Annotated in this window: 17 protein-coding genes and 1 tRNA gene; 8 read left to right on the forward strand and 10 right to left on the reverse strand. The window is 61.5% G+C overall.

Going from position 1 to position 15,544, the window contains the following annotated elements; translation table 11 throughout:
* Window positions 1-52 precede the first annotated feature (52 nt).
* From HYPGJ_RS05305 to HYPGJ_RS05320, 4 genes are all read left to right on the forward strand, one after another.
* A complete protein-coding gene (locus tag HYPGJ_RS05305; protein ID WP_013215797.1) occupies window positions 53-322 on the forward strand; it encodes a phosphopantetheine-binding protein in 270 nt (89 codons plus the stop codon).
* 93 nt (window positions 323-415) lie between these two features.
* The gene (locus HYPGJ_RS05310) at window positions 416-1,660 is read left to right on the forward strand and encodes a beta-ketoacyl-[acyl-carrier-protein] synthase family protein (protein WP_046846208.1); all 1,245 of its coding nucleotides are present in this window, start codon (window positions 416-418) and stop codon (window positions 1,658-1,660) included.
* A gap of 272 nt (window positions 1,661-1,932) precedes the next feature.
* Window positions 1,933-2,310 carry a cyclophilin-like fold protein gene (locus HYPGJ_RS05315; protein WP_046846209.1) on the forward strand — a complete coding sequence of 126 codons (378 nt, stop codon included), beginning with the start codon at window positions 1,933-1,935 and terminating at the stop codon, window positions 2,308-2,310.
* A 48-nt stretch (window positions 2,311-2,358) separates the two neighbouring features.
* Window positions 2,359-3,501 carry an alpha-hydroxy acid oxidase gene (locus HYPGJ_RS05320; protein WP_046846725.1) on the forward strand — a complete coding sequence of 381 codons (1,143 nt, stop codon included), beginning with the start codon at window positions 2,359-2,361 and terminating at the stop codon, window positions 3,499-3,501.
* Between the two features lie 8 nt (window positions 3,502-3,509).
* Here HYPGJ_RS05320 and HYPGJ_RS05325 read toward each other — a convergent pair whose 3' ends face one another.
* Window positions 3,510-3,914 carry a GNAT family N-acetyltransferase gene (locus tag HYPGJ_RS05325; protein ID WP_046846210.1) on the reverse strand — a complete coding sequence of 135 codons (405 nt, stop codon included), beginning with the start codon at window positions 3,912-3,914 and terminating at the stop codon, window positions 3,510-3,512.
* 185 nt (window positions 3,915-4,099) lie between these two features.
* Here HYPGJ_RS05325 and HYPGJ_RS05330 point away from each other — a divergent pair, with 185 nt between their 5' ends.
* Window positions 4,100-4,453: a YbaN family protein gene (locus HYPGJ_RS05330; RefSeq protein WP_046846211.1), complete on the forward strand. Its 354-nt coding sequence runs from the start codon at window positions 4,100-4,102 to the stop codon at window positions 4,451-4,453.
* 103 nt (window positions 4,454-4,556) lie between these two features.
* Here HYPGJ_RS05330 and HYPGJ_RS05335 read toward each other — a convergent pair whose 3' ends face one another.
* The 3 genes from HYPGJ_RS05335 to HYPGJ_RS05345 all read right to left on the reverse strand — a co-directional run bounded on the left by HYPGJ_RS05335 (window position 4,557) and on the right by HYPGJ_RS05345 (window position 7,026).
* Window positions 4,557-4,856: a hypothetical protein gene (locus HYPGJ_RS05335; protein ID WP_046846726.1), complete on the reverse strand. Its 300-nt coding sequence runs from the start codon at window positions 4,854-4,856 to the stop codon at window positions 4,557-4,559.
* Window positions 4,857-5,047: 191 nt separating this feature from the next.
* A complete protein-coding gene (gene nhaD / locus HYPGJ_RS05340) occupies window positions 5,048-6,439 on the reverse strand; it encodes a sodium:proton antiporter NhaD (protein ID WP_046846212.1) in 1,392 nt (463 codons plus the stop codon).
* Window positions 6,440-6,950: 511 nt separating this feature from the next.
* A tRNA-Ile gene (locus tag HYPGJ_RS05345) sits at window positions 6,951-7,026 on the reverse strand.
* A gap of 108 nt (window positions 7,027-7,134) precedes the next feature.
* Here HYPGJ_RS05345 and HYPGJ_RS05350 point away from each other — a divergent pair.
* A complete protein-coding gene (locus tag HYPGJ_RS05350; RefSeq protein ID WP_046846213.1) occupies window positions 7,135-7,872 on the forward strand; it encodes an SIMPL domain-containing protein in 738 nt (245 codons plus the stop codon).
* A 7-nt stretch (window positions 7,873-7,879) separates the two neighbouring features.
* Here HYPGJ_RS05350 and HYPGJ_RS05355 read toward each other — a convergent pair whose 3' ends face one another.
* The 4 genes from HYPGJ_RS05355 to HYPGJ_RS05370 all read right to left on the reverse strand — a co-directional run bounded on the left by HYPGJ_RS05355 (window position 7,880) and on the right by HYPGJ_RS05370 (window position 10,417).
* Entirely contained in the window at window positions 7,880-8,791 is a 912-nt protein-coding gene (locus HYPGJ_RS05355) for a carbon-nitrogen hydrolase family protein (protein WP_046846214.1), read from the reverse strand.
* Window positions 8,788-9,396, reverse strand: a complete 609-nt coding sequence (locus HYPGJ_RS05360) for a hypothetical protein (protein ID WP_046846215.1) — start codon at window positions 9,394-9,396, stop codon at window positions 8,788-8,790. Before HYPGJ_RS05360 ends, HYPGJ_RS05355 begins: the two co-directional genes overlap by 4 nt.
* Window positions 9,397-9,409: 13 nt before the next feature.
* On the reverse strand, window positions 9,410-9,844 hold the full coding sequence (locus HYPGJ_RS05365) for a ketosteroid isomerase-related protein (RefSeq protein ID WP_046846216.1): 435 nt from the start codon (window positions 9,842-9,844) through the stop codon (window positions 9,410-9,412).
* A gap of 153 nt (window positions 9,845-9,997) precedes the next feature.
* Window positions 9,998-10,417 carry a secondary thiamine-phosphate synthase enzyme YjbQ gene (locus tag HYPGJ_RS05370; RefSeq protein WP_046846217.1) on the reverse strand — a complete coding sequence of 140 codons (420 nt, stop codon included), beginning with the start codon at window positions 10,415-10,417 and terminating at the stop codon, window positions 9,998-10,000.
* 37 nt (window positions 10,418-10,454) lie between these two features.
* On the opposite strand from HYPGJ_RS05370, the gene greA reads away from it, so the two are divergent.
* Both greA and HYPGJ_RS05380 read left to right on the forward strand, forming a co-directional pair.
* A complete protein-coding gene (gene greA / locus HYPGJ_RS05375) occupies window positions 10,455-10,913 on the forward strand; it encodes a transcription elongation factor GreA (RefSeq protein ID WP_046846218.1) in 459 nt (152 codons plus the stop codon).
* Window positions 10,914-11,021: 108 nt separating this feature from the next.
* Window positions 11,022-11,336: an EthD family reductase gene (locus HYPGJ_RS05380; RefSeq protein ID WP_046846219.1), complete on the forward strand. Its 315-nt coding sequence runs from the start codon at window positions 11,022-11,024 to the stop codon at window positions 11,334-11,336.
* 56 nt (window positions 11,337-11,392) lie between these two features.
* Here HYPGJ_RS05380 and rpoD read toward each other — a convergent pair whose 3' ends face one another.
* Together rpoD and dnaG are read right to left on the reverse strand one after the other, a co-directional pair.
* Entirely contained in the window at window positions 11,393-13,393 is a 2,001-nt protein-coding gene (gene rpoD, locus HYPGJ_RS05385) for an RNA polymerase sigma factor RpoD (protein WP_046846220.1), read from the reverse strand.
* A 113-nt stretch (window positions 13,394-13,506) separates the two neighbouring features.
* Window positions 13,507-15,492, reverse strand: a complete 1,986-nt coding sequence (dnaG, locus tag HYPGJ_RS05390) for a DNA primase (RefSeq protein WP_046846221.1) — start codon at window positions 15,490-15,492, stop codon at window positions 13,507-13,509.
* Between the last annotated feature and the right edge of the window lie 52 nt (window positions 15,493-15,544).

Below are 15,544 nucleotides of genomic sequence, written 5' to 3' on the forward strand. Positions count from 1 at the left end.
ATGCCAAGCAAAACTGGCCCATCGCAGAGGTCTGCGAGGGTGGGAGAGGCCAATGGACGAAGTCGCGACGAAGGTTATCGATATCCTAAAGAAGCATATGAAGGAGCCGCGCGACGATATCTCGCTCGACACCCAGCTCACCGATCTGAAGATCGAGTCGCTTGATCTTGCGATGATCGTGTTCGACATCGAAGATGGGTTCGGAATCGAAATTCCCTACAATGCCAACGAGGAAGTCGAGGCATTTAAGACGGTCGGCTCAGTTGTCGATCGCGTCAAATCATTGATTGCAGCCAAACAGGCTTCCGCCGCAAAAGCCTAACGTTTCTGCGGCGATCTTCCCACGAATGCGATGAAGCGGACGTCGGCCACGGTCGAGCGTCCGCTGACTCGTGAGATGAGAAAGAGCTGATGAATGTCGAAGAGTAAAGCAGGCCGCCGTGTCGTCGTAACGGGTTTCGGCGTTGTGACGCCGATCGGAACGACGGTCGATGAATTCTGGGCCGGATTGAAAGCAGGTAAATCCGGCGTCAGCGCGCTGGGCGGCTTTCCTCTCGACGATCTCAAGATCCTGATCGCGGCGCAGATCAAGGATTTCGACCCGAAGCAGCGCCTGAAGCACTTCAAGCGCGACCGCATCATCACGCTCGCCGACCGCTACTCCTGGTTCGCGGCGGCCGCTGCCGACGAAGCCGTGCGCATGTCGGGCCTCGAATTGCCGGAAGCCGATCCCTATCGCTCGGCGTGCATCATCGGTTCGGGCGCGGGCGGTCTCGTCACATTTGAAACCGCCTATCGCGACCTCTTCATTCTCAACAAGCGCGCGACCCATCCGCTGACGCTGCTGCGCATCATCGGTTCCTCGGCTGCGGCCCACGTCGGCATCGAGTTCGGCGTCAAAGGCCCGACCTTCGCGACCTGCTCGGCCTGCTCGACGGCGACGCACGCCATCGGCATCGCCCGCGACTACATCCGCGACAACGTCGTCGACGTCGCGATCGCCGGCGCTTCGGAATCTGTCATCAACTACGGAACGATGAAGGCCTGGCAGGCGCTGCACGTTCTTTCGCCGGAAGGCTGCTTCCCGTTCGCGAAGAAGCGCAACGGAACGGTGCTGGCGGAAGGCGCGGGCATCCTCGTGCTCGAAAGCCTGGAACACGCGCAGGCGCGCGGCGCGACGATCCTTGCCGAGCTGTGCGGATACGGCATGGCCTCCGACAGCCAGGACATGGTGAAGCCGACCGTCGAAGGTCCGAGCGTCGCCATGCAGGGTGCGCTCGACGACGCAGGGCTGAAGCCGGAGCAGATCGACTACCTGAACGCGCACGGCACCGCGACGATGGACAACGACATCAACGAGACCAAGGCGATCAAGAACGTCTTCGGCGACTATGCCTACAAGCTTCCGATTTCCTCGACCAAGTCGATGCACGGGCACCCGCTCGGCGCCGGCGGCGGTATCGAGGCGGTCGCCTGCATCAAGGCGATGCAGGAAGGCTGGGTGCCCCCGACGATCGGTCTCGACGAGCCGGGCGAGGGTTGCGACCTCGACTACATCCCGAACGTCGGTCGCGAAAAGAAGGTCACCTACACGATGTCGAACTCGTTCGCATTCGGTGGCCTCAACGCGGTGATGATTTTCGGCCCGCCGCCGGCCTGAGTAAAATCCTAGGCTTTGCCTGATGCTCCGGCGAAAAGTACGCCGCCGGAGCGCGCCCGGTCGTAGAACGCAAATCCGCTTTGTGCTCCGCCGTGCGACCCTTTGAACGGGATCGGGTGCCTCCGCGGCGCCGGTGTTCTCGGTCGCGATCCTGCGAAATTGTTTGCCGCATGTGCCGCCGAGACCCTTGAAGACTTCGCGCTGCAATGAGAAGCTTGGCCCTTGCGGCCGCGTCTCGTCCCGGTCGCGCAGGCCTTAAGGGGTTGAGGCGTATGCGGAAGATTGTGATCCGGGCCGGAGGCGTAGCAATTCGCGCGAAATTGCTCGATACGCCGACTGCAGAGCGAATATGGGCCGCGCTGCCGATCGAAGCCGCCGCCAGGACGTGGGGCGAGGAAGTCTACTTCGATGCACCGGTTTCGTCCGCCGCTGAACCTGACGCCCGTGTCGTCGTCAAACCGGGCGACATCGCATTCTGGCCCGACGGCGACGCGATCGCGATCGGCTTCGGTCCAACGCCTCTCTCGCGCACGCGCGGAGAAATCCGCCTTGCCGGGCCAAGTAACGTCTGGGCGAAAGCTCTCGACGACGTCCGCCAGCTCAAGTGCGTCCACCCGGGCGTCGCGATTTCCATTCAAGAAGATGGCTGACGCGAAGTCCCGTCGACAACGCACAATCGATGGATGCGTCGCGTGTCGCTGAAATCCGTAGCCTGCATCGAGGATCTTCGGCGCATCGCGCACCGCAAGGTGCCACCCGAGTTCATGGACTATTACGAGTCCGGCTCGTATTCCGAACAGACGCTGCGCGCCAACCGCGATGACCTCGCCAGCATAAAAATTCGCCAGCGCATTCTGTGCGGCGCTTCGAACCGCGATCTCTCGCAATCTCTGCTCGGCGTGAAGCAGCCGCTTCCGTTGGCGCTGGCCCCCGTCGGCTTGACCGGCATGGCGCATCGCGACGGCGAGATCGCAGCCGCGCGCGCGGCCGAAAAGGCGGGCATTCCCTATACGCTCAGCACGCTGTCGATCTGTTCGATCGAAGACGTCGCAAACGCGGTCGAGAAGCCGTTCTGGTTTCAGCTCTACTTCATGAAGGATCGCGGCTTCATTGCCGATCTGATCGCACGCGCTCACGCCGCGAGGTGCAGCGCGCTGGTTCTAACCGCCGACTTGCAAGTTCTCGGACAGCGCCATCGCGACATTCATAACGGCATGACGGTGCCGCCGCGCATCCGCCTGAAGACCATCGCGCATATTCTATCCAAGCCGCGTTGGATCGCGGGCGTGCTGCTCGGCAAGCGTAGAACATTCGGCAACGTCGTAGGCCGCATCGCGGGCACGGAAAACCTCACGTCCTATATGGACTGGATCAACAGCCAGTTCGATCAGGCGCTGTCGTGGGACGACGTGGCCTGGATCAGGGAGCGCTGGCCGGGCAAGCTGATCGTCAAAGGCATTCTCGACGTCGAAGATGCGCGCGAGGCTGTGAAAGCCGGCGCCGACGCCATCGTCGTTTCGAACCACGGTGGACGCCAGCTCGACGGCGCGGCGTCGTCGATCTCGATCCTGCCCCGCATCGCCGACGCGGTCGGGTCGGACACGGAAATTCTGTTCGACGGCGGCATCCGTTCCGGCCAGGACGTGTTTCGCGCGCTGGCGCTCGGAGCGCGCGGCTGCCTGCTCGGCCGCGCATATCTCTATGGCGTGTGCGCGGCAGGCGAAGAGGGCGTGACGAAGGCTCTCGAGATCATCGCCAAGGAACTCGATGTCACGATGGCGCTCGCGGGTCTGCGGACAATTGCCGACATCGGCAAGACATCGCTTGTCGATCCGCAGTGACGACGGTTTTAGCGCTCGCGCGGAAACATGAAAGCGCGCGGCTGGCTCGGCATCTGGATCGCCTCATAGAAGCTGACCGAATTTGGCGCCGACAGCAGCAGACACATCGATTCCGGCCCGGCCGCGCGCCGGGTCTCCTCGATCAATCGCCGCCCGATGCCTCGGCCTTGATAGGCGCGATCGACCGCGAGGTCCGAAAGATAGCAGCAATACGCGAAGTCGGTGACGGACCGCGCCACGCCGATCACATCGTCGCCATCACGCGCGACGACGAGCAGATTCGATCCCGCGAGCATGCGCGCGATGCGGTCGCGGTCTTCCGCCGGACGCCGCTCGGCAAGGCCTGAGCTTCTAAGAACACGGATAAAGGTTTCCGCATCGAGGTCGTCGGCTCGTTCGTAGGCAATGGCCAAGGCTGATATCTTTCTGCCGATTAGGCTGAGGCGGGCTGCGGCGAAATTCGACAGCGTTCCCGTAGTGTCCACCCGGCACAGAGTCGATATCGTCGCTCATCGAGCGTACACACAATCCGTCGCGATCGTCGACGTCGAAACGCCGGTTTGCCGAAGCTTAGGCTCCAACGAAAGATACTCATCCGTTGCGCATCTTATTCGCCTCAGCCGGATTGTTCTTCGTCGCGCTGGGCGTCGTCGGCGCGTTCCTGCCGATTTTGCCGACGACCCCCTTCATCATTCTCGCGGCAGCCTGCTTCGCAAGATCGTCGCCGCGCCTTGAAGCGTGGTTGCTGTCGCATCAGGTCTTCGGTCCGTTGCTGCGCGATTGGCGGGAACGCGGCGCGATCCCCCGGCACGCAAAGCTCGCCGCGCTCGGCGGATGTGCGGTTGGCTACGTTCTATTCTGGATCGGAACGCAACCGTCGGCCGTCCCCGCGATCGCGGTAGCCGCACTGATGCTCACCGGCCTCGCTTACGTTTTCTCGCGGCCGTCATAGTCGTCCGCGAGATTGAGGGCGAAGAACCATCGCAAGCGCAACCGGCACGCTCGTCCTGCCGGTTGCGCATGGGTGTGGCCGTCCTCGAACGTTTGCGGAATTGCTATTTCGGATTTTGCGAGCCTGCGCCCTGATCGGGAACGCGCGTGCCGACATTGCCGGTCGCGGGAAGCGTGCCCTCGTCACCCATGCGATGCGAGCCCGATGCGCCGCTGCTCTCTCCCGTCCCCGCGCCCATGTCAGGCACACGCGTCGTCGCGCTGTTCGTTGCCGGAAGCTTTCCGTCATCGCCCATGCGGTGGCGCGCCGGATCATTTGCAGGTTGATCGTCAGCAAGTGCGGGAGTGAGGGCCGCGCCAGAGAGAAGCGCGCAGAAGGCGGTCGCGATAATCATCTTTTTCATGATCATGAACTCCTTGGTTTTGAGCGTCTTCCCCCAAGTGTCCTCTGGCCCGTGCCGCGATGTTAGCGATTATTCCGGCGTCGGATAGCGCAATTCGCACCCGCAAGCCCGAATTGAGCTTTCATTGTTATGAAAACCAGATTCAAATTAGCGCTTCATTGCGATCGCGGATGTGTCTCGCGCAGCGAGCCTTAGAGCAGCGCAGCATTCACCCATAAATGCGTGAAGATGCTCGCCACGAAGCCTATCGCAATCGCCCATGCCCAACGGAGATGGTTCATGAACGTGTAGTGATTGCGCACGAGCCCCATCAGCACGACGCCGGCAGCGGACCCGATGGACACGAGACTGCCCCCGACGCCCGTGCTCAGCGTCACGAGCATCCATTGCCCGTTCGACATGTCGGGATTCATGGTGAGCACCGCGAACATCAGCGGGATGTTGTCGAATGCCGCGCCGAGAATTCCGATTGCGATATTCGCCGTCGTCGCGCCGAGAGTGCCGTAAAGATAATTGGAAAGCAGCGCGAGATATCCCGCCACGCCAAGTCCGGCCACGGCGAAAATGATGCCGAAGAAAAACAGCAGCGTATCCCATTCGACGTGCCGCATCTCGCGCAGCGAGTCGAACCCGAAATCCTTGTCGTTGCGACGTTGCGCGATGCGCTGCAGGAAGTAGCTGTACATCTGCAGGTATCCAAGACCGAGCATCATCCCGAGCGCGGGCGGCAGGCCGAGGAACGTCTTGAACGACACCGCCGTCACGAGCGTCGCGAGAAACAGCCAGATGACCGCGATGCCGCCGGGCTTCAGACGCTTCGCATCGCCCCAGGGTTCGGGCACGCCTTTCGGAACGCCGAAATGCATCAGCGTCGCCGGAACGAGAAAGTTCACCAGCGACGGCAGGAACAGATAGAAAAACTCGAAAAAGCTGAGCTTGCCCTTCTGCCAGACCATGAGGGACGTGATGTCGCCGAACGGCGAGAAGACGCCGCCGGCATTGGCGGCGACGACGATGATGATGCACCCCATCACGATGAACTGGTAGTTGCCGACGCCGACTGCGACGACGACGGCGCCCATCACCAGTGCCGTGGTGAGGTTGTCGATGATCGGGCCGAATACGAAGGCCAATCCGCCGATCAGCCAGAAAAGCTGGCGGTATGAGAGATTGAGGTTGACGAGCTTGCTTCTCAAAGCGTCGAAAACGCGCCGCTCCTGCATGGTATTGACGTAGGTGATCGCCACCACGAGGAACAGCATCAGCTCGCCGTAGTCGAGAATAACGTGCTTGGCGGCGGCTTCGATGGCTTTGCTTTCGCCATGCATCGCGTAGATGATGCCAAGCAGCGCCCATATGAGGCCGGCCGCGAGCATGACGGGCTTCGACTTGCGCAGCTGGATGGCCTTCTCGACGGCCACAAGTCCATAGGCGATGAAGAAAATGGCGAGGCTCAGAATCCCGACGGGATGGCGCGTCAGGTCGATATTTGCTGTGGTTTCAATCGCGTGAGCAGATGAGGCAAGCGAGAAGGCAAAGACGAAGGCGAGCGAAAGCCACAGCCTGCTGTAAATGCCACTCATCGTGTCTCCTCTCTAACCGGGCCGCAGCCTCCAAAAAATCAAGTTCAATGCACCGCGACAGCGACGCAATCTGTCACGCACAGAAAATCGTACACTGAAGAATGCAGATTGCGAAACCCTGCAATCGCCGGAAACCGCACACGAGCGAAGTCTCTGCGAATGCGTCGCAGATCGCAATGCGTTGTCGCAACATGAAGATGAGTGCGCAATCGCATCTGTTGCACGCGATGCTGGGGCTGACTCACGCAGCGCGAGGACCGACGCAGACGAACGCGAAATCATTATCGGCGTCTCACTCACGGAGGCCTTATGCATCGCCACGCGTCGCTCAAGCGTCGCATGCGGCTCGCTCGTCAAATCTCGGAAAAAGCGTTGAGCGCAGCAAAGGCGATCGGCAATTGCCGGAGAGACATGCTCATGCAATGCGAGGAGCGGTCACGCGACATCGACCGGCGCCTCGCGCGAAACGCGCGGTCAGCTCTGGTGAAACGATCTATGTTATTGATATGATTGGTGGGCCCGCCAGGACTCGAACCTGGAACCAGACGGTTATGAGCCGTCAGCTCTAACCATTGAGCTACGGGCCCACGCCGGGCTCTCATACCAGATGTTCAACGGCCCGACAGCCTTTTGCCTTCTTTTTTCCGTCAACGATCTATAGCGACATTTGCGCCAGTCTGAGGAGTTGAAAATCGATGTTGAACAATAAGCTGCGCGCTTTTGAAGGAATAATTCTCACAGGCGTCGTCGCCGCCGCTTTGATCGCGATGCTGCCGCTTTCCGCAAGCTATGCCGGGGACAAGGACATGGAACGTACGATCACGGTTTCAGCGACGGGAACGGCCGAGGCCGAGCCCGATCAGGCGCGCATCACGTCCGGCGTCGCGACCGAAGCCCCAACCGCACGCGACGCACTGACCGCCAACTCCGAGGCAATGAACAAAGTCATTGCGGCGCTGAAAACCAAAGGCATCGACGCGAAGGACATTCAGACGGCGTCGTTCAATGTCGAGCCGGTGATGGATTATTCCAAGGACGGCCAGCCGCCGACGCTCAGAGGCTACCGCGTCAGCAATCAGGTCGTCGTGCTCGTTCGCGATCTTGGAAATCTCGGAACCGTGCTCGATGATCTGGTGAGCGCAGGCGCCAATCAGATTCAAGGTCTGGCATTCGAGGTTTCGAAAGCCGAAACGCTGAAGGACGATGCACGCAAGGATGCGATCGCAAACGCCTTGCGCCGCGCCAAGCTGTTGGCAACCGCCGCAGGCGCCGAGGTCGGGCAGGTGCTTCAGATATCGGAAGAAACGACGACCGATGCTCCGGTGGTCTTCGCCGCGCCGCGCCTTGCCAAGGCGCACGACGCGTCCGTTCCAGTCGAACGCGGAACGAGCACGCTCGAAGCGCGCGTTACGACGACCTGGGCGCTGAAATAAGCAGATGTTAGGCGAGTTCGACGGTCTCGACGTCGACTCGCCGCATCGGCGCGCCAGGCTGCAAAGCCCAGTCGCAGTAATTGTGCATCTCGCCCATCTCGCGCACGCGGCGCAGCCGCTCGAGATCGATCGCCGCCGTAACCCATTCGGCGGCGTTGAGCGTTCCTTGCGCGAGCACGCCGGTGTCGGAGACGCCCTGTTCGGAAGGCACGTAAATGCCCGCCGCACCGGCATTGAAATCGACAGCCGGAGACCACGGTGCATCGCCGACGGTCGGGCTTTGCACCGTCGCGATGCCGTTTTCGAGCGCCCGCGCCAGCGAACCCGTGCGCACGCGGTGATAGCCCGAGACGCGCTCGGTGCACGACGGCACCAGCACGACTTCTGCGCCGGCTTCCGCCATCGCGCGGACGAGCAGCGGAAATTCGCTGTCGTAGCAGATCGCGATTCCGAACGTGCCGAGCTTGGTCTTGAACACGCGCACGTTCGTGCCAGCCGAAATTCCCCAGTCGCGTTCAAATGGCGTCATCACGAGCTTTTCCTGCTCGCCGATTGAGCCGTCCGGCGTCACGAGTTGCGCCGCGTTGACGTAACTGCCGTCCGATTTGAGCAGCGGCCCCGATCCGGTCAGAATGTGGACCTTGTGCTTCTTCGCGAGATCGGCGTGGAACTGCACGCGCTCGGCCGTCAGCTCCGCGACCTTCGCCAGCGTCAGCTTCAGATCGCTGTAGACCTCAGGCCCGAAGCACGCGGCCTGCTCGATCGCGGCGTATTCCGGAAAGACGAGAAGCGAGGCGCCCGTCGCGGCGCCGTTCTTCACCCAGACAGCAACCTTCTGCTCCCATTCGGCAAGCGTATTCGGCTGGCCGATGGGATATTGCGCACTCGCGACTTTCAAAGACTTTGGCTGCTTCGTCAAAGCGTCTTCATCCAGAACTGCATGTCGTGGCGGGTTTCGTCCGGCTGGTCGACATCCTTCCAGTCGTAGGTGGCAACGATGCCGTCGACAGGATGGTAGCCGCGCTTATTCCAGAACGGATCAAGTGGGGCATAATCCGCCGGTTTCAACGGGTGATCGTCGGGACGGACGACCCGGCAGAATGTCGAATACTGAAAACCACCGAGCTTATGCGCCTGCGCCTCGCGACCGTCGAAGAACGCGTGACCAAGGCCATAGCCGCGATGGCTTTTGAGCAGCACGCTCTCGCCGCAATAGAAGATCTTCGAGATGTCGTAGCCCGCCTTGAGGAACGGCTCGCCGAACTCGTCCGCGTGCTCAATCATCGGCGCGGCGGTCGACGCCCCAACCATCTCCGCGCCGTCGTAGGCCGTGATGACGACGGCGCCTTTCGCAGCGGCAAACCTCTTCAGATACTTTTCTTCGTACTCGAGCGTGCCGTCGTAGAGATACGGCCAGTCGCGGAAGACGACGATGCGCAGCCGCGCGAGATCGGGAAGGATCTTGTAGATGTCCTCACCCGTGACCGACTTGACGTCGAGCTTCTTTTTCTCCGCCGCTGCCATCCGTCTCTTTCCTTCAGCCTGCGACCTGAGCAATCCAGTCGGTCAGATTGTAATACGTTGTGACGCGCGCGATCTTGCCGTCGCGGATCGCAAAAAACGTTCCGGCGGGCAGCACATATTTCTGACCGATGGCATCGGGAAGGCCTTCCTCGGTGTTCTTATAAACGCCGTGTACGTTGAATTCCGCCGCCGCGCGCGTCGCGTCCTTGGACACGAGCACGACGATGTCTTTGAGCTCTTCCTTGTAATTGTGCGTCATGCGCGCGTTGAAGGCGCGAAACTTCTCCTTGCCCTGACGCCGCTCGCCCTGGTTGATGTCGTGGATGACGTCGTCGGTCATGAAATCGATCATCGCGTCGGTGTCGCCGCGGTTGAAGGCGGCGTAGTAATCGCGGATCAAAGCGGCGGTTGCACTGCGGGCTTGCGATTCAGCAGTCGTGTCGGACATCGGGGATCTCCAGGCTTCCGATTCATGAAAACTCGTGGCGGTCTTAGCAGGTCAGCCCCCCGCCTTCCATGCGCATGCTGAGTGCGGTAAACGCGACATTTCTGACGTCCGGGCGAGTTCGAAACATAAAAACGCGCCCGGCGAGCAGAGTTCTCACTCGCCGACGACGTGAACGACGATGGAGCGCGCGTGCGGCCGCCGCCGGTGCTCGAAAAGATAGATCCCCTGCCAGGTGCCGAGCATCAGCTTGCCGCTTGCAACCGGAATGGTCAGCGTCGTCTGCGTCAGTGCGGTTTTGACGTGCGCGGGCATGTCGTCGGGGCCTTCGGCGCGATGAATGAAGAGGGAATCGCCGTCCGGCACGAGCCGCTTGAAAAACGCGACGAGATCGCGCTGCACGTCGGGATCGGCGTTTTCCTGGATCAGAAGCGATGCCGAGGTGTGGCGGCAAAAAACATGCGCAAGCCCGGCTTCAATCCCGGAAGCTTCGACGATCTCGGCGACTGTCTCCGTAAATTCGGTGAGGCTGACGCCATTCGTGTTAATCGTGATGGTCTGTTGCAATTGGCGCATGCTGGAACCGGGCTCCTGAACTTCCTATGTTAACGCAATGAGCAGAGCATTCGTCAAAGAAACAGAGGCGCTCGACGAGCTTCCCGAGAGGCTGGTTTCCGAGCATCGCAACCTCGTCACTCCGGAAGGCCTCGCGCTGATCGAGGGCGAGATCAAGCGGCTGCAGGAGGACCTGAACGCTGGGCGCGAGTCGGACGACCGCAACGCGATCGCACGCGCATCCCACGATCTGCGCTATTGGAGCCAGCGCCTCGCGACGGCGGAGCTTCAGCCGCCTGCGAGCGACGCCTCCGTCGTAGCGTTCGGCGCCCGCGTCACGCTCGAACGCAACGATGGCCGCATGCAGAAATTCCGCATCGTCGGCGAGGACGAAGCCGATCCCGCGAAAGGCTCGATCTCCTACGTTTCGCCCTTGGCGCAAGCCCTGCTTGGAAAAGCGGAAGGCGATACCGTAAAGGCCGGAAGCGGCGAAGCCGAAATCATAAAAATCGAATAGACCGCCGCGTATACGATGACCTGGCGCGAACCCGGTTGCACACGTGCGCCGGCAGCTCTAAGCACGCGCCAGAGCGCGCTTCCGCGCGATTGGAGGAGGAACCCCACTATGATCAAGGTCAGCGTGATGTACCCGAACGTTCCCGGCGCGCGTTTCGATCATGCCTATTACGCCGAAAAGCACATGCCGATGGTCAAAGCCAAAATGGGCGATCACTGCAAATCGTACACGGTCGACAAAGGCATCGCGGGCGGCGCGCCCGGCGCTCCGGCGACCTACGTTGCGATGTGCCACCTGTTTTGCGATTCCGTCGATGCCTTCCAGGCGGGCTTCGGACCGCACGCGAAAGAGATCATGGGCGATATCAAGAACTACACCGACCTGTCTCCCGTCATCCAGATCAGCGACGTCGTCGTCGGATAAGGCGAGAGGTTTCGCATCAATGAAAAAGGGCCGCTTTCGCGGCCCTTTTTGTTGGATCAGTTATCGAGGAAGCTCCGCAGCTTACGCGACCGGCTCGGGTGCTTGAGCTTGCGCAGCGCCTTGGCTTCGATCTGACGGATGCGTTCGCGCGTCACCGAGAATTGCTGGCCGACTTCTTCCAGGGTGTGGTCGGTGTTCATGCCGATGCCGAAGCGCATGCGCAGCACGCGTTCTTCGCGCGGCGTCAGCGAGGCGAGCACGCGCGTCGTCGTATCGCGCAGGTTCGACTGGATCGCCGCTTCGATCGGCAACACCGCGTTGCGATCCTCGATGAAGTCGCCAAGGTGCGAGTCTTCCTCGTCGCCGATCGGCGTTTCGAGCGAGATCGGCTCCTTCGCGATCTTCAGAACCTTGCGAACCTTTTCGAGCGGCATCGCAAGCTTTTCTGCGAGTTCTTCCGGTGTCGGCTCGCGGCCGATCTCGTGCAGCATCTGGCGCGACGTGCGGACGATCTTGTTGATCGTCTCGATCATGTGCACCGGGATGCGGATCGTGCGCGCCTGGTCGGCGATCGAGCGCGTGATCGCCTGACGGATCCACCACGTCGCGTAGGTCGAGAACTTGTAGCCGCGGCGGTACTCGAACTTGTCGACCGCCTTCATCAGGCCGATGTTGCCTTCCTGGATGAGATCCAGGAATTGCAGGCCGCGGTTGGTGTATTTCTTGGCGATCGAGATGACGAGGCGAAGGTTGGCCTCGACCATTTCCTTCTTCGCCTGACGCGCCTCGCGCTCGCCCTTCTGCACCGCCTTGACGATGCGGCGATACTCGGGAATTTCGAGGCCGGTTTCCGTCGCGAGCTGATGGATTTCAGTGCGAATATCCACGACCTGGGTCCGCTCGGTCTTGACGAACTGGCCCCATTTCTTGCCGTTGCCGGCGACGCGGTCGAGCCACGTCTGGTCGAGCTCGTTGCCGTAGTATTCGTCGATGAAGTGCTGGCGCGGCACGCCGTAGCTGTCGGCAAGACGCATCAGCCGGCCTTCGAGACCGATCAAGCGCTTGTTGATCGCGTAAAGCTGTTCGACGAGGCTCTCGATGCGGTTGTTGTTGAGCGACAGCGATTTCACGTCGACGATGATCTCGTCGCGGATTTTCTCGTAAGCTTTTTGCTGCTGGCGCGAGCCCTGGTCGCCGACGAGCTGCTGCTCGAGCTTCTTGTCCTGCTGCTTGCGGAGCTTCTTGTACGTCGCAGCGATCTGGTCGAACGTCTCGAGGACTTTCGGTTTCAGCTCGGCTTCCATCGCGGCGAGCGACATCGCATTTTCGAATTCGTCCTCGTCGTCGCCTTCGCCTTCCGGCGCGCCCGAGGGACGCTGATTAGCAGCAGGCTGCTCCGGCTCGGGCGAATCTTCCGATGCGGTCTCCTGAACCTCTTTCGCTTCCGGCCCTTCGTAGGTTGCTTCGAGATCGATGATGTCGCGAAGCAGAATCTTGCCTTCGTTGAGTTCGTCGCGCCAGATGATGATGGCCTGGAACGTCAGCGGGCTTTCGCAGAGGCCCGCGATCATGGCTTCGCGGCCGGCCTCGATGCGCTTCGCAATGGCGATTTCGCCTTCGCGCGACAAGAGTTCGACGGAGCCCATCTCGCGCAGGTACATGCGCACGGGATCGTCGGTGCGCTCGGCAGGCTCCGACTTCGCTTCGCTTTTGACGAGCGCGTTGTTCTGCGCGACCAGCGCGCGGCCTTCCTCCTCGTCGCCGCTCTCTTCGCTGCCTTCGGCCGCTTCTTCACCGTCCTCGTTCTCGACGACCGTGATGCCCATGTCGGAAAGCGTCGCGTACAGGTCTTCGATCTGATCGGACGAAACCTCTTCCGACGGCAGCACCGAGTTGAGCTGATCGAGCGTCACGTAGCCCTTGGCCTTCGCCGACTTCAAAAGGCGTTTGACCGCCTGGTCGGAAAGATCGAGCAGGGGGCTGTCGCGCTCGGGCGCGTCGGCTGCCGGTTGCTCTTTCTCTTCCGTTTTCTGAGCTGCCTGCTGGGCGCGTGCCATTCTGCTGTCCTTGTGTACAGGCCGTTCTGAGGGACCGGCCTTAAGATCAATCTTTTCAGGTCCCAGACGGTTGCCGCATCGCAATGCCCGGGGCCGGATAAACGTCCACGCGCCTAACCGGCGCGCTTAACGATCGGAGTGTCGTCGGCGGGTTGGTCGATCTCGGTATCCATCTGGTCCATCGACGCCTCGCGGGCGATCTGGCGTTTGATGTCGAGAAGGTGAGTCTCAGCCTCTTCCGTGCAATCCCGGTACCAAGCTTCTTCCGCTGCCTTCAGCGCGCGCCCCAAAGCGTCCTGCCGCTGATGCAAAGCAAGAATATGGTTCCAGGCGGCTTCGACATCGGTGGCGGAGGCATCTGGCTCGGCAAAACGGTCGCTGATGTGCGTAATCGTTCGCGCGACGAGGTCCACCACCTTTGCAACCCCCGATTTGCTCAATTGGGTGCCTAGAGAGGCCCTGTCAAGGGAATTCTGCCGCGCATGCACCGCTAAAATCTCGTCCCGGAGCGCGGTGAGCGGCTGCGACGAAAATTCGATGACCGCGATGGCTTCCGAGTGCTCGTCGATCAGCCAGGGATGGTTGAGCAACGTCTTCATGATCAGCGCCTCGCGCGGGAGTACGCTTTGCATGTGTCCAGCGAGTTCTGGACTGGCGTTAACCAGCTCAGGCGCATTGTTTTTCTTCGTGAAACGTCGTTCCGGACCGTTGAGGCGGGCACGGTCGCGTGCCTTCCAGTCCGGCGCCGCGACGGGGCGAGCATAAGACGCCTGTGCGATGCCACCACCTTGCCGGCCGGTAGGCAATCCCGCCATCGGGCGCGGAAATCGATTACGTCCAAGCTGATACAACCTGTCGCGGAGTTCGCGCTGATAGTGCGAACGCACGGTTGCATCCTGAATCGTACCGACCAGGGCAAAAAGACGGGCTTCGAGCGCCGCACGCTGTTCCGGCGTATCGGAGGGGGCGGCCCGAAGCTCGCGCTCCCAGAGAACGTCGACCAGCGGCCGCGCTTTCGACAACGCGTCCGACATCGCCGCCGCGCCCTGCTGACGGATGAGGTCGTCCGGATCGAGCCCGTCCGGCAGGAATGCGAAGCCGAGGCTATGGCCGGGCTTCAGCCACGGCAGCGCGACCTCGACGGCACGGTCGGCGGCCTTGCGACCGGCACTGTCGCCGTCGAAGCAAAGCGTCGGTTCCGGCGCGAAACGCCAGAGCAGCTTGACCTGATCTTCCGTCAGCGCCGTGCCCAGAGGCGCGACGGACTCGGCAAAACCGCCCTCGGCGAGCGCCACCACGTCCATGTAGCCTTCGACGACGATGACGCGGTTCTTGTCATGAGCCGCCGATCGCGCCCGCGCTGCGTTGAACAGCGTGTGCCCCTTGTGGAAGAGCGGCGTCTCAGGAGAGTTCAGATACTTCGCCGGAACGTCCTTTTCGAGCGCCCGCCCGCCGAACGCGATAACCCGCCCCTTGAGATCGAGGATCGGAAACATGACGCGATTGCGGAAGCGATCGTAGGGCTCCGGGATATCGTTGCCCGCGATCAGCATTCCGGCCGACGCCATGTCGGCGAGCGAGAATCCCTTGCCCTTGAGATGCGCCGTCAACGCCGTGCGCGAGCTTGGCGCGAATCCGAGCCGGAAGGCTTGAATGGTTTCGTGCTGAAGCCCGCGCTTTTCGATGTAGCGCCGCGCCTCCGCGCCGAGGCCCGAACGCAGGCTCTCCTCGAAAAACGCCGCTGAGGCTTCGAGCAGCCGATAAAGCCTGTCGCGCTGGTCTTCCTCGGCGACGTTGCGCTCCGGCTGCTTCGGCATCGGAACGCCCGCTTCCTGCGCGAGACGCTCGACGGCCTCCGGAAATTCGAGGCCTTCCGTCTTCATCAGGAAGGTGAAGATGTCGCCGTGCTCGCCCGAGGCGAAGCAATGGTAGAAGCCCTTCTGGTCGTTGACGAAGAAAGACGGGCTTTTCTCGGTCTTGAACGGCGACAGGCCCCTGTATTCGCGCCCGGCCTTCTTCAGCGCCACCTTGCGCCCGACGACCTGACTGACCGGCAGCCGCGCGCGGATCTCATCCAGAAAATTCGGATTGAATCGCATCGGTGCGCGGAAGCCTCGGCAAATCCCAGATTTCGTCCTGTACGACCGGATT

It is taken from the genome of Hyphomicrobium sp. GJ21 (assembly GCF_001006785.1).
In the GTDB taxonomy this organism is placed as follows: domain Bacteria; phylum Pseudomonadota; class Alphaproteobacteria; order Rhizobiales; family Hyphomicrobiaceae; genus Hyphomicrobium_B.

Bases quoted from the DNA above. Each gene is read 5' to 3' on its own strand.
- HYPGJ_RS05305 (WP_013215797.1), top strand. From the start codon at position 53: ATGGACGAAGTCGCGACGAAGGTTATCGATATCCTAAAGAAGCATATG.
- HYPGJ_RS05310 (WP_046846208.1), top strand. From the start codon at position 416: ATGTCGAAGAGTAAAGCAGGCCGCCGTGTCGTCGTAACGGGTTTCGGC.
- HYPGJ_RS05315 (WP_046846209.1), top strand. From the start codon at position 1,933: ATGCGGAAGATTGTGATCCGGGCCGGAGGCGTAGCAATTCGCGCGAAA.
- HYPGJ_RS05335 (WP_046846726.1), bottom strand. From the start codon at position 4,856: ATGAAAAAGATGATTATCGCGACCGCCTTCTGCGCGCTTCTCTCTGGC.
- nhaD (WP_046846212.1), bottom strand. From the start codon at position 6,439: ATGAGTGGCATTTACAGCAGGCTGTGGCTTTCGCTCGCCTTCGTCTTT.
- HYPGJ_RS05350 (WP_046846213.1), top strand. From the start codon at position 7,135: ATGTTGAACAATAAGCTGCGCGCTTTTGAAGGAATAATTCTCACAGGC.
- HYPGJ_RS05360 (WP_046846215.1), bottom strand. From the start codon at position 9,396: ATGGCAGCGGCGGAGAAAAAGAAGCTCGACGTCAAGTCGGTCACGGGT.
- HYPGJ_RS05365 (WP_046846216.1), bottom strand. From the start codon at position 9,844: ATGTCCGACACGACTGCTGAATCGCAAGCCCGCAGTGCAACCGCCGCT.
- HYPGJ_RS05370 (WP_046846217.1), bottom strand. From the start codon at position 10,417: ATGCGCCAATTGCAACAGACCATCACGATTAACACGAATGGCGTCAGC.
- greA (WP_046846218.1), top strand. From the start codon at position 10,455: ATGAGCAGAGCATTCGTCAAAGAAACAGAGGCGCTCGACGAGCTTCCC.
- HYPGJ_RS05380 (WP_046846219.1), top strand. From the start codon at position 11,022: ATGATCAAGGTCAGCGTGATGTACCCGAACGTTCCCGGCGCGCGTTTC.
- rpoD (WP_046846220.1), bottom strand. From the start codon at position 13,393: ATGGCACGCGCCCAGCAGGCAGCTCAGAAAACGGAAGAGAAAGAGCAA.
- dnaG (WP_046846221.1), bottom strand. From the start codon at position 15,492: ATGCGATTCAATCCGAATTTTCTGGATGAGATCCGCGCGCGGCTGCCG.